The organism is Pseudomonas sp. KBN12P06040 (assembly GCF_037574965.1).
Classification (GTDB): Bacteria; Pseudomonadota; Gammaproteobacteria; order Pseudomonadales; family Pseudomonadaceae; genus Pseudomonas; species Pseudomonas aeruginosa.
The window spans coordinates 6,207,437-6,222,365 of record NZ_JBBELS010000001.1; the positions used below are offsets into that span (position 1 = coordinate 6,207,437).

The following is a 14,929-nucleotide window of genomic DNA, read 5'->3' on the forward strand; positions in this document are numbered from 1 at the left end:
TCACTCGGAGGCTTCCAGGCCGGTCGCCTCCTCGTCCGCCGGAATCGCCCCGCGCAGCCGCACCAGCACCACGAAGCCCGCCGCGCCGAGCGCCATCATCAACGGCAGGGCGTGACCGCTGATCCACTGGCTGGCGGCGCCGGTGGCCAGCGGGCCGAGCAGGCAGCCGATCCCCCATAGCTGCGCGACATGGGCATTGGCCCGGACCAGGGCATCGTCTCGGTAGCGCTCGCCGATCAGGATCAGCGCCAGGGTGAACAACCCGCCGGCGCTGGCCCCGAACAGCACCAGCAGCGGCCAGATCAACGGCGTCTGCAGCAGCAGGGGAATCGCCAGGCTGCTCAGCAGCAGCACCAGGCCGCAGCCGCCGAACAGGCCGCTGCGCGAGACCCGGTCGGCGAGCCAGCCGATCGGCAGCTGCAACAATGCATCGCCCACCACCACGGTACTGACCATGGCCAGCGCCACCGCTTGCGGAAAGCCCTGGCGCAACCCGTAGACCGGCAGCAGGGTGAGGATCATCGCCTCGAAGGCAGCGAACAACACCACCGCCCAGGCGATCGCCGGCAGGCCCCGGCAGAAGGCCCACAAACCGCGCCCGGAGGCACTGTGCGGATCGACCCTGGGCGCACCGCCGCGGCCCAGCAGCAGCAACGAGCCAGCAATCAGCAGGCAGACGCCGAACCAGAAGCCACGGTCGTCGGCGGTACCGATGAAGGTCAGCAGTACCGGCCCGGACAGTTGGCTGAGGGCGTAGCCGGTGCCGTACAGCGCGACCAGCCGGCCACGCCACTTCTCCACCGCCAACTGGTTGATCCAGCTTTCCCCGAGGATGAACACCACGGTGAGCTGCACGCCGATCAGCAGGCGCAGCAACAGCCATACCGGGTAGCTCTGCAGCAGCGCCAGCAGGCCGATGGAGGCTGCCCCGGTGAGCAGGCACAACTGCATCAGCCGCGGCGTACCGACGCGCGCGGCGAGGCGCCCGGCGATCATCGCGCCGAGCAGCACGCCCACTGCCGGCGTGCTGGCCATCACGCCGATGGCGAAACTGCCGTAGCCCCAGCTCTCCAGGCGCAACGAGACCAGCGGCATGGTCAGGCCAAGGGCGAGGCCGATGCTGATGACTGCGGAACAGACGGCGAAATAGCTTCCCCAACGCATTGCGATTCTCCCGTTGGCACCCCGGAAGCCTTGCCGGGGCGAGCGGATATATCCGGCGCACGAAGCACAGCGGCCGGGCTTCCAGAAGGAAACCCGGCCGCGGGTGTGGCTCGAGAGAGCCGGCCCGGAAAGGCCGACCTAGGCGATCAGAGCTTGATCCAGGTCGCCTTCAGCTCGGTGTACTTGTCGAAGGCGTGCAGCGACTTGTCGCGACCGTTGCCCGACTGCTTGAAGCCGCCGAACGGAGCGGTCATGTCGCCGCCGTCGTACTGGTTGACCCAGACGCTGCCGGCGCGCAGGGCCTTGGCAGTCAGGTGCGCCTTGGACAGGTTGCTGGTCCAGACCGCCGCCGCCAGCCCATAGGGCGTGTCGTTGGCGATGCGCACGGCCTCCTCGGCATCCTCGAACTCGATCACCGAGAGCACCGGGCCGAAGATTTCCTCGCGGGCGATCTTCATCGCATTGGTCACGCCGTCGAAGATGGTCGGCTCGACGTAGGTGCCGCCGGTTTCTTCCAGGGTCCGCTTGCCGCCGGCAACCAGCTTGGCACCGTCGTTGTGACCGGCCTCGATGTAGGACAGCACGGTGTTCATCTGCTGGGTGTCCACCAGCGCGCCGACGTTGGTTTCCGGATCCAGCGGGTTACCCGGCTTCCAGCCCTTGAGGGCCTCGATCACCAGGGGCAGGAACTTGTCCTTGATGGAGCGCTCCACCAGCAGGCGCGAACCGGCGGTGCAGACTTCGCCCTGGTTGAAGGCGATGGCGCCGGCAGCGGCTTCGGCGGCGGCCTTCAGGTCCGGGGCGTCGGCGAAGACGATGTTCGGGCTCTTGCCGCCGGCCTCCAGCCAGACGCGTTTCATGTTCGACTCGCCGGCATAGACCATCAGTTGCTTGGCGATCTTGGTCGAACCGGTGAACACCAGGGTGTCGACATCCATGTGCAGTGCCAACGCCTTGCCTACCGTGTGGCCGTAGCCCGGCAGCACGTTGAACACGCCTTTCGGAATGCCGGCCTCGACGGCCAGCTGGGCGATGCGGATGGCGGTCAGCGGCGACTTCTCGGAGGGCTTGAGGATCACCGAGTTGCCGGTGGCCAGGGCCGGACCGAGTTTCCAGCAGGACATCAGCAGCGGGAAGTTCCACGGCACGATGGCGGCGACCACGCCGACCGGCTCGCGGGTCACCAGGCCCAGCTCGGCATGGGGAGTGGCGGCGACTTCGTCATAGATCTTGTCGATCGCCTCGGCGCTCCAGCGCAGGCTGTTGGCGGCGCTGGCGACATCGATGTGCAGCGAGTCGCTGATCGGCTTGCCCATGTCCAGGGTTTCCAGCAGGGCCAGCTCCTCGGCGTTCTCCAGCAGCAGATCGGCGAAGCGGATCATCGTCTGCTTGCGCTTGGCCGGCGCCAGGCGCGACCAGGCGCCGGAATCGAAGGCATTGCGAGCGACCTTGACCGCCTGCTCGGCATCGGCCAGGTCGCAACTGGCGACCTTGGCCAGGAAGCGGCCATCCACCGGGCTCAGGCAATCGAAGGTCTCGCCGGAGGCGGCGTTGCTGTATTCGCCGTTGACGAAGGCGCGGCCTTCGATCTTCAGGTCTTTGGCGCGGGCTTCCCAGTCGGCGCGGGTCAGGGTGGTCATGACAACGTGTCCTCTTATTGGTGTTCTGGGCGCCTGGGAGACAGGCGCGCTGTCAGATTCTGCAAGGCGGGCGCGCGGCCCGTGGTGTCCGCCACCCTAAACCAGAGCAGCGCCTGTTTTCAATATATTTGACAGGAACCCCTCTAACTCCCTTGTCACGTTCATTATTTTAAACATAGACTCGCCCGGACTAGCGTCTTCATCCCTCGCGTGCAACCTGGGTGGCCCTATGACAATGAATAACGAGCCGCAGTCGAGCAGACTCGACAACTTCTGGATGCCCTTCACCGCCAACCGCCAGTTCAAGGCGCGGCCGCGCCTGCTGGAAAGCGCCGAAGGCATCCACTATATCGCCCAGGGCGGGCGCCGCATCCTCGACGGCACCGCCGGCCTCTGGTGCTGCAATGCCGGCCACGGCCGGCGCGAGATCAGCGAAGCGGTGGCCCGGCAGATCGCCACCCTCGACTACGCCCCGCCGTTCCAGATGGGTCACCCGCTGCCGTTCGAACTCGCCGCGCGGCTGGCGGAAATCGCCCCGCCGGGCCTGAACAAAGTGTTCTTCACCAACTCCGGCTCGGAATCGGCGGACACCGCGCTGAAGATCGCCCTTGCCTACCAGCGCGCCATCGGCCAGGGCACCCGCACCCGCCTGATCGGCCGCGAACTGGGCTACCACGGGGTCGGCTTCGGCGGCCTGTCGGTAGGCGGCATGGTCAACAACCGCAAGGCCTTCTCCGCCAACCTGCTGCCGGGGGTCGACCACCTGCCGCACACCCTGGCCGTCGCCCGCAACGCCTTCACCGTCGGCCTGCCCGAGCATGGCGCGGAAAAGGCCGAGGAGCTGGAACGCCTGGTGACCCTGCACGGCGCCGAGAATATCGCCGCGGTGATCGTCGAGCCGATGTCCGGCTCGGCCGGCGTGGTGCTGCCGCCCAAAGGCTACCTTCAGCGGCTGCGCGAGATCACCCGCAAGCATGGCATCCTGCTGATCTTCGACGAAGTGATCACCGGTTTCGGCCGCGTCGGCGAAGCCTTCGCCGCGCAGCGCTGGGGCGTCGTCCCGGACCTGTTGACCTGCGCCAAGGGGCTGACCAACGGCAGCATCCCGATGGGCGCCGTATTCGTCGACGAGAAGATCCACGCCGCCTTCATGCAAGGCCCGCAGGGCGCCATCGAGTTCTTCCACGGCTATACCTATTCCGGCCACCCGGTAGCCTGCGCCGCCGCCCTGGCGACCCTGGACATCTACCGTCGCGACGACCTGTTCCAGCGGGCCGTCGAACTGGAAGGCTACTGGCAGGACGCGCTGTTCAGCCTGCGCGACCTGCCCAACGTGGTCGACATCCGCGCCGTCGGCCTGGTCGGCGGCGTGCAACTGGCGCCGCACGCGGACGGCCCCGGCAAGCGCGGCTACGACGTCTTCGAGCGCTGCTTCTGGGAGCACGACCTGATGGTCCGGGTGACCGGCGACATCATCGCCATGTCGCCGCCGCTGATCATCGACAAGCCCCACATCGACCAGATCGTCGAGCGCCTGGCCCAGGCCATCCGCGCCAGCGTCTGATCCAGGCGGGCGGCTGGCGCCGCCCTGCCTCCAACTGGCCAGAACCACAAGAACCGAGAGTCAGCATGAACATCGAACAGATCGTCGACTTCGCCCAGGCCAACAGCGCTCCGGAGCACTACAGCCCGGCGCCGGAGAAAATCCTCAAGGGCGACCCGAAACAGAGCGTGCGCAACCACTACGGCAGCCCCTGCGGGCAGTTCAACGCCGGTATCTGGGAAGGCGCCGTGGGCCAGTGGACGGTGAACTACACCGAACACGAGTACTGCGAGATCATCCAGGGCGTCTCGGTGCTGCGCGACCGGCACGGCAACGCCAAGACCGTGCGCGCCGGCGACCGCTTCGTGATCCCCGCCGGCTTCCAGGGCACCTGGGAAGTGCTCGAAGCCTGTCGCAAGGTCTATGTGATCTTCGAAGCCAAGGCCTGAGCCCCGGCTTCATCCCGAATGCTTGTTACCCTTGCCCGCCACCTGGCGGGCTTTTTTGTGCGCCAGCCCGGGAGTTCGTACGCCGGAAATGAAAAAGCCCGCCGGATGGCGGGCTTTTCGCAAGGTGCCGGATCAATTACTTGATCTTGGCTTCCTTGTAGATCACGTGCTGACGAACGACCGGATCGTACTTCTTGATCTCGATCTTCTCAGGCTTGGTACGCTTGTTCTTGTCGGTGGTGTAGAAGTGGCCGGTACCGGCGCTGGACACCAGACGAATCAATTCACGCATGATTCAGCTCCTTAGAATTTTTCGCCGCGGGCACGCAGGTCAGCCAGGACGGCCTCGATGCCACGCTTGTCGATGATACGCATGCCCTTGGCGGAAACGCGCAGACGTACGAAGCGCTTCTCGGACTCGACCCAGAAACGGTGGTGCTGCAGGTTCGGCAGGAAACGGCGGCGGGTTTTGTTGTGTGCGTGGGAAATGTTATTCCCGGTAACCGGACCCTTACCGGTTACTTGACAGACTCTAGACATGCCTCAGCCCTCTATAACCTCATGCCCAACCCGGCATGGGTTGGCTGCTTTAACTCAAGTTCGATACTCAGTTTCACCGGGGTCTTACCCGCTGCATCCCGACGAAGGAGAGCGTGGCCCCAGAAAAGAGCGCAGCTTTATATCAGAAAGGCGCCCCGCGCCGCAAGGGCGAAGGCCCATGGCGCAGCCGCGGCCCGCCTCGCTGCGGGCTTCGCACCGCGGCCGTTCGTCGCCTTGCCTCGTTGTCGCTGCCCGCCGCATGGTCTAGGGTAGCGATTCAAGGCCGCCAACGGCCTTGCATGACTGCGCCCAACCGCTGCGGATGGGCATGTTAACCGTTCGAATGGAGCCCGTCATGCGCCTCGCCGCTTTCTCCCTGTTCCTCGCCCCCCTGCTGCTCGCCCAGCCCGCCGCCGCTGCCACCTTGAGTGTGTGTACCGAGGCCAGCCCCGAGGGCTTCGACGTGGTCCAGTACAACTCGCTGACCACCACCAACGCCTCGGCCGATGTGCTGATGAATCGCCTGGTCGAGTTCGACGCCGGCAAGGGGACGGTGGTGCCCTCGCTGGCCGAGCGCTGGTCGGTATCCGACGACGGCCTGAGCTATCGCTTCGACCTGCGCCAGGGCGTGCACTTCCACAGCACCGCCTACTTCAAGCCGAGCCGTACGCTCGACGCCGACGACGTGGTGTTCAGCTTCCAGCGCATGCTCGATCCGGCCAATCCCTGGCACAAGGTGGCGCAGAACGGCTTCCCGCACGCCCAGTCGATGCAACTGCCGGAGCTGATCAAGCGGGTGGAGAAAAGCGGCGACCACCAGGTGCTGATCGTTCTCGACCACCCCGACGCGACCTTCCTGCCGATGCTGAGCATGGGCTTCGCCTCCATCTATTCGGCGGAGTACGCCGACCAGTTGATGAAGGCCGGAACCCCGGAAAAGCTCAACACCGCGCCGATCGGCAGCGGGCCGTTCGTGTTCAAGCGCTTCCAGAAGGACGCGGTGGTGCGCTACGCCGCCAACCCCGAGTACTTCGCCGGCAAGCCGGCGGTCGACGCGCTGATCTTCGCCATTACCCCGGACGCCAACGTGCGCCTGCAGAAGTTGCGCCGCGGCGAATGCCAGATCGCCCTGTCGCCGAAGCCGCTGGACGTGGAGAGCGCGCGCAAGGACGCCAGCCTGAAGGTCGAGCAGACGCCGGCCTTCATGACCGCCTTCGTCGCCCTCAATACCCAGCATCCGCCGCTGGACGATCCCAAGGTGCGCCAGGCGATCAACCTGGCCTTCGACCGCACCAGCTACCTGCAGGCGGTATTCGAAGGCAGCGCCAGTGCCGCCACCGGCATCTATCCGCCAAACACCTGGAGCTATGCCAGGGATATTCCCGCCTACCCGCACGCCCCCGAACAGGCGCGCAAGCTGCTGGCCGGCAAGCAGCTTCCCGAGCTGAACATCTGGACCCGCCCGTCCGGCAGCCTGCTCAACCCCAACCCGAGCCTCGGCGCCCAACTGCTCCAGGCCGACCTGGCGGAGGCCGGGATCAAGGCCAACATCCGCGTCATCGAATGGGGCGAGTTGATCCGTCGCGCCAAGAATGGCGAACACGACCTGCTGTTCATGGGTTGGGCCGGCGACAACGGCGATCCGGACAACTTCCTCACTCCGCAATTCAGCTGCGCCAGCGTCAAGTCGGGGCTCAACTTCGCGCGCTATTGCGATCCCGGCCTGGACAAGCTGATTGCCGACGGCAAGGCCGCCAGCAGCCAGGAACAACGCACCGGCCTGTACCACCAGGCGCAGAAACTGATCCACGAACAGGCGCTCTGGCTGCCCCTGGCCCACCCGACCGCCTTCGCCCTGACCCGCCAGGAGGTGCAGGGCTACCAGGTCAATCCGTTCGGTCGCCAGGATTTCTCGCGGGTCGCCGTGAAACGCTGAAGGCCACGCCCGGGAGAACCCGGCGATGGATCTCGACCCCTCTACCTGCCGCATTGGCAGTTCAGCGAGCGCCATCAGCGGCTGATCGACGCGCCGGCCGCCGCGCTGCTCGACGCGGTGGAAGGCCTGTTGCGCTTCGACGACCCGCTGGGGTGCGCCCTGCACGAAGCGCCGGCGCTACCCTGCTGCACACGGAAACCCGGGTGTTCTGCCCCGATCGCGCCAGCCGCCTGCGCTTCACCCCCTACTGGGTGGCGATCCGCCCGGTCAGCGGGCTGATCCGCCGGCGCCTGCTGGCGGGCATCGAGCGGCGCCTGGGCTGGGCCCTTCGCCGAACGCTCACAGCCAACCGTATTCGGCCAGCGACAGAGGCTCGCCGTCGCCGATGATGAAGTGGTCGAGCACCCGCACGTCGATGAGCGCCAAGGCTTCCTTCAGGCGCGCGGTGAGCTGGCGGTCGGCGAGACTCGGACGGGCGTCGCCGGAAGGGTGGTTATGGGTCAGGATCAGCGCCGCCGCGTTGTGCGCCAGGGTGCGCTTGACCACCTGGCGCGGGTAGACGCTGGCGCCATCGATGCTGCCCTGGAACAACACCTCGAACGCCAGGACCCGGTGCCTCGTGTCGAGGAACAGGCAGGCGAACACCTCGTGCTGCTCGTGGCGCAGGCGCGCCTTGAGATAGTCGCGCACCGCCTGCGGGCTCTCCAGTATCGAATCGCGACGCAGGCGCTCGGCCAGGTGGCGCCGGCCCATCTCCAGCACGGCCTGCAATTGCGCATACTTGGCCACGCCGAGCCCGAGATGGCCGCAGAACGAGGCGAGGTCCGCCTCGAGCAGGGCACGCAGCCCGCCGAACTCGCTCAACAGCCGCCGCGACAGCTCGACCGCACTGCAACCGGTCACTCCCGTGCGCAGGAAGATCGCCAACAGCTCGGCATCGGAAAGGGCCGCCGCGCCCTGCTCCAGAAGCTTCTCCCGAGGCCGTTCGGCTTCGGGCCAATCGCGGATGCTCATTCGCTTTCCCCATCGAGCCCGCCCGCTGTTCCCGTGCGGACGCTGTGCTATCTTAGCCCATCCTTTTTGCGCGGCAGACGACCTGGGGAGGCGCGTTTGCCGAAGCGCATGTCATCCATTTCCTTATTAAGGCAAGCCTATGCAGCGGCTCTATCGGAAACGCATCGTCCTCGGCGTGGGCGGCGGCATTGCCGCCTACAAGAGCGCCGAACTGGTCCGCCGCCTGCGCGACCAGGGCGCTGAAGTCCGAGTGGTGATGACCCAGGGCGGCCGCGAGTTCATCACGCCCCTGACCCTCCAGGCGTTGTCCGGCCATCCGGTGCACACCGATCTGCTGGACCCGGCGGCGGAAGCCGCGATGGGCCACATCGAACTAGCCCGCTGGGCCGATCTGGTGCTGATCGCACCGGCCACCGCCGACCTCATGGCGCGCCTGGTCCAGGGCGTGGCCAACGACCTGTTGACCACCCTGGTGCTGGCCACCGACGCGCAAATCGCCCTGGCACCGGCGATGAACCAGGCCATGTGGCGCGACACCGCGACCCAGGCCAACGCCGAGCTGCTGCGCCAGCGCGGCTTCCACCTGTTCGGTCCGGCAGCGGGCAGCCAGGCCTGCGGCGACGTCGGCCTCGGGCGCATGCTCGAAGCCGAGGAACTGGCGCAGCGCGCCGCCGACTGCTTCCAGCGCCAGGCGCTGACCGGCGTGCATGTGCTGATCACCGCCGGCCCGACCCAGGAAAACATCGACCCGGTGCGCTACATCACCAACCACAGTTCCGGAAAGATGGGCTTCGCCCTCGCCGAGGCGGCGGTGGAAGCCGGCGCACGAGTGACCCTGGTCACCGGCCCGGTGCACCTGCCGACGCCCGACCGGGTGCAGCGCGTCGACGTAGTCAGCGCCCGCGACATGCTGGCCGCCTGCGAGGCGGCGATGCCCTGCGACCTGCTGATCGCCTCCGCGGCGGTCGCCGACTACCGCCCGGAAGTGGTCGCCGCGCACAAACTGAAGAAAGACCCTACCAGCGGCGAGGGCTTGCTCTTGCAGCTGGTGCGCAATCCCGACATTCTCGCCACCCTCGCACAGCGCGAGGATCGTCCCTTCAGCGTGGGCTTCGCCGCAGAAACCGAAAACCTGCTGGACTATGCTGCACGCAAGCTGAAGGACAAGAACCTCGACCTGATCGTCGCCAACGACGTGGCCAACCCCTCGATCGGCTTCAACAGCGACGAGAACGCGATCACGGTGATCGACCGCGACCTGCATCCGAGCACCTTCGCCCAGACCAGCAAGGGCAAGATCGCTCGCCAGCTGATCGCCTTCATCGCCGACCGCCTCAACCAGCAATGAGTTACTGATGCACTCTCTCCAAGCCAAGATCCTCGACCCCCGCCTGGGCTCCGACTTCCCGCTCCCGCAGTACGCCACGCCGGGCTCGGCCGGCCTCGACCTGCGCGCCATGCTCAAGGAAGACACCGTCCTCGGCCCGGGCCAGACCCTGCTGATTCCCACCGGCCTGTCCATCTACATCGCCGATCCCGGCCTCGCCGCCCTGGTTCTGCCGCGCTCCGGCCTGGGCCACAAGCACGGCATCGTGCTGGGCAACCTGGTCGGCCTGATCGACTCGGACTACCAGGGCGAGCTGATGGTGTCCTGCTGGAACCGCGGCGAGTCGCCGTTCACCATCGCCGTCGGCGAGCGCATCGCGCAGTTGGTACTGGTGCCGGTGGTGCAGGCGCATTTCGAGCTGGTCGAGCAGTTCGACGAAAGCCAGCGCGGCGCCGGCGGCTTCGGCCATTCCGGCAGCCACTGACCCCGAACACAGGACGAGACGCCGAGGAGACGCGGCATGAAGCTTTTCCAGCGCACCGCCAAGGATGGGAACGAGTTGGGCGACCTGCTCGAACCGGAAAAGAAGCCGCGCAAGGCAGCGTCCGAACGCGCTGACGGCAAGGACCTGCTGCCCGGCATAGGCGCCAGCCTGCTGGGCGTGGCGGCCGCCGGCGCCCTGCTCTGGTTCGGCGTCTTCGGCGGCGCCGGTGAGGCACAGCAGCGCCAGTTGGACGCGGCCTGGGCCGAAGGCCAGGCCGGCGCCTTGCGCCAGGCCTTGCAGCAACTCGCCGCCGACACCCGCGCCGCCGCGGCCAGCCCCCTCGCCCTCGAAGCCCTGCAAAGCGGCGACGCCGCCCGCATCGAGGCCGCCCAGCGCAGCCTGCTGGCCTGGGACGGCGTGGTCGATGCCCACCTGAACGCGCCCGGTCAGGCCACCCAGGACAACGACAGCCCCGGCCCGGTCAGCTTCGCCGCCCTGGATATCCTGCACCGGGTGGAAAGTGGCCAGAACGTCGCCGCCGAAGCCTACAAGGTCGGCCAGCGCTGGCTGCTGTACAGCGCCGCGCCGGTGCGCGGCGCCGACCAGAGCCTGCAAGGCACGCTGCTGCTGGCGGTCGACCTGCAACGGCTGCTGCGCGCCCTGCCGCCCTTGCCGGGCGATGCCGGCCAGGTGCAACTGGTCCAGCAGTTCTCCGGCGCACCGGCCCAGGTGCTGCTGCAACGCGGTACGCCGGCGCCGGGCAAGGGTGCGCAAGCGCTGGACAGCGGCAATCCGAACTGGAAACTGAACTACACGCCCGGCAGCGTCGCCTCGACCCAGGCCTCGCCGCTGCTGCTGGCACTCGCGGCGCTGCTGGCCCTGCTCGGCGGCATCCTCGGCGCCTACCTCACCCGTTCGTCGCTGTTGCGCCGCCTGCACCAGGATGTCCTGACCCTCGGTCAGTATCTTCAGGAACTCGGCGGGCAACGCACTGCCAAACCCCCTGTGCCTAGCCTGCCGGGCTTCGCCCCGCTGATCCAGGCATTGGCCCGCCAGCCGCGGCGCAAGCCGGAGCCGACCAGCGCGCCCAGCCCTGCCAAGGCAGCGCCGGTGGCGCCGGTGGCGGTGGCGGTGGCGAAAGCGCCTCCTCGCGAGGAGCCGGCATTGGCAGATCCGTTGTTCCAGAACACCGACATTCTGGATATCGACATTCTCGATGAAGACCAGGACCTCCTGGGATTGGAGCAAACCCCCATCATGAGCACTGCAAAAGCACCGACGCTGCCCGCCAGCATCTTCCGCGCCTACGACATCCGCGGCGTGGTAGGCGATACCCTCACCGCCGAGACCGCCTACTGGATCGGTCGCGCCATCGGCTCGGAAAGTCTCGCCCGCGGCGAACCGTGCGTCGCTGTCGGCCGCGATGGCCGCCTGTCCGGTCCCGAACTGGTCAAGCAGCTGATCCAGGGCCTGGTGGACTGCGGTTGCCAGGTCAGCGACGTGGGCATGGTGCCTACCCCGGTGCTGTACTACGCGGCCAACGTGCTCGAGGGCAAGTCCGGGGTGATGCTGACCGGCAGCCACAACCCGCCGGACTACAACGGCTTCAAGATCGTGGTCGCCGGCGAGACCCTGGCCAACGAGCAGATCCAGGCCCTGCGCGAGCGCATCGAGAAAAACGACCTGGCATCCGGCGTCGGCAGCGTAGAGCAGGTCGACATCCTGCCGCGCTACTTCAAGCAGATCCGCGACGACATCGCCATGGCCAAGCCGATGAAGGTGGTGGTCGACTGCGGCAACGGCGTGGCCGGGGTGATCGCCCCGCAACTGATCGAGGCCCTGGGCTGCAGCGTGATCCCGCTGTACTGCGAGGTCGACGGCAACTTCCCGAACCACCATCCGGACCCGGGCAAGCCGGAGAACCTGAAGGACCTGATCGCCAAGGTCAAGGCCGAGAACGCCGACCTGGGCCTGGCCTTCGACGGCGACGGCGACCGCGTCGGCGTGGTCACCAATACCGGTACCATCATCTATCCGGACCGCCTGCTGATGCTGTTCGCCAAGGACGTGGTCTCGCGCAACCCGGGGGCCGACATCATCTTCGACGTCAAGTGCACCCGCCGTCTGATCGCCCTGATCAGCGGCTACGGCGGCCGTCCGGTGATGTGGAAGACCGGCCACTCGCTGATCAAGAAGAAGATGAAGGAAACCGGCGCCCTGCTGGCCGGCGAGATGAGCGGCCACGTGTTCTTCAAGGAGCGCTGGTTCGGCTTCGACGATGGCATCTACAGCGCCGCCCGCCTGCTGGAAATCCTCAGCCAGGACCAGCGCGACAGCGAGCACGTGTTCTCGGCCTTCCCGAGCGACATTTCCACCCCGGAAATCAACATCACCGTCACCGAGGACAGCAAGTTCGCCATCATCGAGGCGCTGCAACGCGACGCCCAATGGGGCGAAGGCAACATCACCACCCTCGACGGCGTGCGGGTCGACTACCCCAAAGGCTGGGGCCTGGTACGCGCCTCCAACACCACTCCCGTGCTGGTCCTGCGCTTCGAAGCGGACACCGAGGAAGAGCTGGAGCGCATCAAGACCGTCTTCCGTAACCAACTGAAGGCAGTGGATTCCTCGCTGCCCGTGCCCTTCTGACATGTCGGAGCTCCCCATGACCCTGAGTCGCGATGACGCCGCCCAGGTTGCCAAGGTCCTTTCCGAGGCCCTGCCCTACATCCGCCGCTTCGTCGGCAAGACGCTGGTGATCAAGTACGGCGGCAACGCCATGGAGAGCGAGGAGCTGAAGGCCGGCTTCGCCCGCGACGTGGTGCTGATGAAAGCGGTCGGCATCAACCCGGTGGTGGTGCATGGCGGCGGCCCGCAGATCGGCGACCTGCTCAAGCGCCTGTCGATCGAGAGCCACTTCATCGACGGCATGCGCGTCACCGATGCGGCGACCATGGACGTGGTGGAGATGGTCCTCGGCGGCCAGGTGAACAAGGACATCGTCAACCTGATCAACCGCCACGGCGGCAGCGCCATCGGCCTGACCGGCAAGGACGCCGAGCTGATCCGTGCGAAGAAGCTCACCGTGACCCGCCAGACCCCGGAGATGACCAAGCCGGAGATCATCGACATCGGCCATGTGGGCGAAGTCACCGGGGTCAACGTCGGGCTGCTGAACATGCTGGTCAAGGGCGACTTCATTCCGGTGATCGCGCCGATCGGCGTGGGCAGCAACGGCGAGTCCTACAACATCAACGCCGACCTGGTGGCCGGCAAGGTGGCGGAAGCGCTGAAGGCCGAGAAACTGATGCTGCTGACCAACATCGCCGGCCTGATGGACAAGCAGGGCCAGGTGCTGACTGGGCTGTCCACCGAACAGGTCAACGAGCTGATCGCCGACGGCACCATCTACGGCGGCATGCTGCCGAAGATCCGCTGCGCCCTGGAAGCGGTACAGGGCGGCGTGACCAGCGCGCACATCATCGATGGCCGGGTGCCGAATGCCGTGCTGCTGGAAATCTTCACCGACAGCGGCGTCGGCACCCTGATCAGCAACCGCAAGCGTCACTGATCGTCCGGCCATGGCGCGCTCCGGCGCGCCATGGCGGTTCTCCCTTAGCGTCGCGCGGCCAGCGCGAAGGCCTGCTCCAGCGGGCTCGCACCCTCGCTGCGGAAGGTCGCTGGGCTCACTCCCGTCCAACGCTTGAAAGCGCGCCTGAAACTGCGGATGTCACGGTATCCCACTTCCTCGGTGATACGTTCGATGGACATCCCGGGGTTGCCCAGCAGGCTCATCGCCCGCCCTCGTCGCACCTGCTCCAGCAACGCCTCGAAGGTCAGCCCGTGTTCGGCCAGCCGGCGCCGCAGGGTGCGGCTGCTCATGTTCAGTTCGGCGGAAATCCTTTCGATCTGGCTGCCCAGGCTGAGGTCGCGGGCGATGGCCCGTTCCACCGCCTGGACCAGGTCGAGTTTCCGGTGCACCTGGGTGCTTTCCTGCTCCAGCAGGGCCAGCGCCTGGCGCAACGCCGGCAGGTTGTGGTTGGGCAGGCGCATGTCCAGCCAGTGGCTGGCGATCGCCATGCGGTTGTGCAGGCAGCCGAAGCGTACCTGGGGGCCCAGCAGGCGCAGGTACTCGCCCGCGTAGGGCGGAGCGGCATGGATGAGTTCGATGCCCAGCGGTTCGAACGCCGGGCTGACCAGGGCACGCCCATACACCAGCAAGCTGGCGAAGAACTCCTCGATGGCAAACACCTGCACCTCACTGCTGGGCAGGTGGCATTCGACCTCGACGAAGAAGGTTTCGCCCTGCTGGTAGACGCTGGAGGTGACGATCCCGCCCGAGCTGTGCTGGTAGCGCACGCCGATGTCGAACGCGTCGCGCAGGGTCCGGCACAGCGACAGCACATGGCCCAGCAGGCCAAGGGTGCCGAGCACGTTCTGGTGTCCGACCCACAGCCCCAGCCCCCGCTCCGGCAGGGCCTGGAGGGCACGCTGGATCATGCTCACGGCCTGGCGGTAGGAGATGCGCTGGGTAGGGTCCTGCAGGTCTTCGACGGTGAAGCCCAGGCCCCGGCACAGCCGCGCGGGATCGACGCCATGGCCTTCGACCACCTCGGCCAGCGTCTGCAGCAGGAAGGTGGATACCTGGGCGAGTTCGTAGCGCGCATCGGCGGCATTGTTGTGCATGGGCGAAATCCTGAGCCGGTCTCGGCTTCGTTCTTGTTCTGGCGGTGGATCGCGACATGGGATGAGCGTCCCATCATATAGCGTTCCGCACAGATGTAACAAAGCATTGCACGGTGTCCGCAAATCCCCCCCTCGCTGACCGTCAA

13 protein-coding genes are annotated in these 14,929 nt (G+C 66.8%); 7 read left to right on the plus strand and 6 right to left on the minus strand.

The window, feature by feature from the left end; genetic code table 11:
* The gene (locus tag VQ067_RS29190) at positions 1–1,164 is read right to left on the minus strand and encodes an MFS transporter (protein WP_003096541.1); all 1,164 of its coding nucleotides are present in this window, start codon (positions 1,162–1,164) and stop codon (positions 1–3) included.
* 146 nt (positions 1,165–1,310) lie between these two features.
* Positions 1,311–2,804, minus strand: coding sequence for an aldehyde dehydrogenase (locus tag VQ067_RS29195; protein ID WP_003098285.1), 1,494 nt, complete (start codon positions 2,802–2,804; stop codon positions 1,311–1,313).
* Between the two features lie 229 nt (positions 2,805–3,033).
* On the opposite strand from VQ067_RS29195, the gene VQ067_RS29200 reads away from it, so the two are divergent.
* Positions 3,034–4,368 carry an aspartate aminotransferase family protein gene (locus VQ067_RS29200; protein ID WP_033991420.1) on the plus strand — a complete coding sequence of 445 codons (1,335 nt, stop codon included), beginning with the start codon at positions 3,034–3,036 and terminating at the stop codon, positions 4,366–4,368.
* Between the two features lie 65 nt (positions 4,369–4,433).
* Positions 4,434–4,796 (plus strand): cupin domain-containing protein, encoded by a 363-nt coding sequence (locus VQ067_RS29205; protein WP_003096551.1) that lies wholly within the window; start codon positions 4,434–4,436, stop codon positions 4,794–4,796.
* A 136-nt stretch (positions 4,797–4,932) separates the two neighbouring features.
* Here VQ067_RS29205 and rpmG read toward each other — a convergent pair whose 3' ends face one another.
* Positions 4,933–5,088 carry a 50S ribosomal protein L33 gene (gene rpmG / locus VQ067_RS29210; protein WP_003096555.1) on the minus strand — a complete coding sequence of 52 codons (156 nt, stop codon included), beginning with the start codon at positions 5,086–5,088 and terminating at the stop codon, positions 4,933–4,935.
* Between the two features lie 11 nt (positions 5,089–5,099).
* Positions 5,100–5,336, minus strand: a complete 237-nt coding sequence (gene rpmB, locus VQ067_RS29215) for a 50S ribosomal protein L28 (protein WP_003096556.1) — start codon at positions 5,334–5,336, stop codon at positions 5,100–5,102.
* Positions 5,337–5,691: 355 nt separating this feature from the next.
* On the opposite strand from rpmB, the gene VQ067_RS29220 reads away from it, so the two are divergent.
* Positions 5,692–7,272: an ABC transporter substrate-binding protein gene (locus tag VQ067_RS29220; RefSeq protein ID WP_023100059.1), complete on the plus strand. Its 1,581-nt coding sequence runs from the start codon at positions 5,692–5,694 to the stop codon at positions 7,270–7,272.
* A gap of 339 nt (positions 7,273–7,611) precedes the next feature.
* Here VQ067_RS29220 and radC read toward each other — a convergent pair whose 3' ends face one another.
* Positions 7,612–8,286, minus strand: coding sequence for a RadC family protein (gene radC / locus VQ067_RS29225; RefSeq protein WP_003096559.1), 675 nt, complete (start codon positions 8,284–8,286; stop codon positions 7,612–7,614).
* Positions 8,287–8,425: 139 nt separating this feature from the next.
* On the opposite strand from radC, the gene coaBC reads away from it, so the two are divergent.
* Genes coaBC through argB form a run of 4 tightly spaced genes read left to right on the plus strand, consistent with a single transcriptional unit; the run spans position 8,426 to position 13,668 of the window.
* Positions 8,426–9,634: a bifunctional phosphopantothenoylcysteine decarboxylase/phosphopantothenate--cysteine ligase CoaBC gene (gene coaBC, locus VQ067_RS29230; RefSeq protein ID WP_003098292.1), complete on the plus strand. Its 1,209-nt coding sequence runs from the start codon at positions 8,426–8,428 to the stop codon at positions 9,632–9,634.
* Between the two features lie 7 nt (positions 9,635–9,641).
* A complete protein-coding gene (dut, locus tag VQ067_RS29235; protein ID WP_003096567.1) occupies positions 9,642–10,097 on the plus strand; it encodes a dUTP diphosphatase in 456 nt (151 codons plus the stop codon).
* Between the two features lie 36 nt (positions 10,098–10,133).
* Positions 10,134–12,746, plus strand: coding sequence for a phosphomannomutase/phosphoglucomutase (locus VQ067_RS29240; protein WP_033991423.1), 2,613 nt, complete (start codon positions 10,134–10,136; stop codon positions 12,744–12,746).
* A gap of 16 nt (positions 12,747–12,762) precedes the next feature.
* A complete protein-coding gene (argB, locus tag VQ067_RS29245) occupies positions 12,763–13,668 on the plus strand; it encodes an acetylglutamate kinase (RefSeq protein WP_003096572.1) in 906 nt (301 codons plus the stop codon).
* A 44-nt stretch (positions 13,669–13,712) separates the two neighbouring features.
* Here the strand turns inward: argB and sphR are convergent, their stop codons facing one another.
* Positions 13,713–14,783 (minus strand): AraC family transcriptional regulator SphR, encoded by a 1,071-nt coding sequence (gene sphR, locus VQ067_RS29250; protein WP_003096573.1) that lies wholly within the window; start codon positions 14,781–14,783, stop codon positions 13,713–13,715.
* Between the last annotated feature and the right edge of the window lie 146 nt (positions 14,784–14,929).

Bases quoted from the DNA above. Each gene is read 5' to 3' on its own strand.
- VQ067_RS29190 (WP_003096541.1), bottom strand. From the start codon at position 1,164: ATGCGTTGGGGAAGCTATTTCGCCGTCTGTTCCGCAGTCATCAGCATC.
- VQ067_RS29195 (WP_003098285.1), bottom strand. From the start codon at position 2,804: ATGACCACCCTGACCCGCGCCGACTGGGAAGCCCGCGCCAAAGACCTG.
- VQ067_RS29200 (WP_033991420.1), top strand. From the start codon at position 3,034: ATGACAATGAATAACGAGCCGCAGTCGAGCAGACTCGACAACTTCTGG.
- VQ067_RS29205 (WP_003096551.1), top strand. From the start codon at position 4,434: ATGAACATCGAACAGATCGTCGACTTCGCCCAGGCCAACAGCGCTCCG.
- rpmG (WP_003096555.1), bottom strand. From the start codon at position 5,088: ATGCGTGAATTGATTCGTCTGGTGTCCAGCGCCGGTACCGGCCACTTC.
- rpmB (WP_003096556.1), bottom strand. From the start codon at position 5,336: ATGTCTAGAGTCTGTCAAGTAACCGGTAAGGGTCCGGTTACCGGGAAT.
- VQ067_RS29220 (WP_023100059.1), top strand. From the start codon at position 5,692: ATGCGCCTCGCCGCTTTCTCCCTGTTCCTCGCCCCCCTGCTGCTCGCC.
- radC (WP_003096559.1), bottom strand. From the start codon at position 8,286: ATGAGCATCCGCGATTGGCCCGAAGCCGAACGGCCTCGGGAGAAGCTT.
- coaBC (WP_003098292.1), top strand. From the start codon at position 8,426: ATGCAGCGGCTCTATCGGAAACGCATCGTCCTCGGCGTGGGCGGCGGC.
- dut (WP_003096567.1), top strand. From the start codon at position 9,642: ATGCACTCTCTCCAAGCCAAGATCCTCGACCCCCGCCTGGGCTCCGAC.
- VQ067_RS29240 (WP_033991423.1), top strand. From the start codon at position 10,134: ATGAAGCTTTTCCAGCGCACCGCCAAGGATGGGAACGAGTTGGGCGAC.
- argB (WP_003096572.1), top strand. From the start codon at position 12,763: ATGACCCTGAGTCGCGATGACGCCGCCCAGGTTGCCAAGGTCCTTTCC.
- sphR (WP_003096573.1), bottom strand. From the start codon at position 14,783: ATGCACAACAATGCCGCCGATGCGCGCTACGAACTCGCCCAGGTATCC.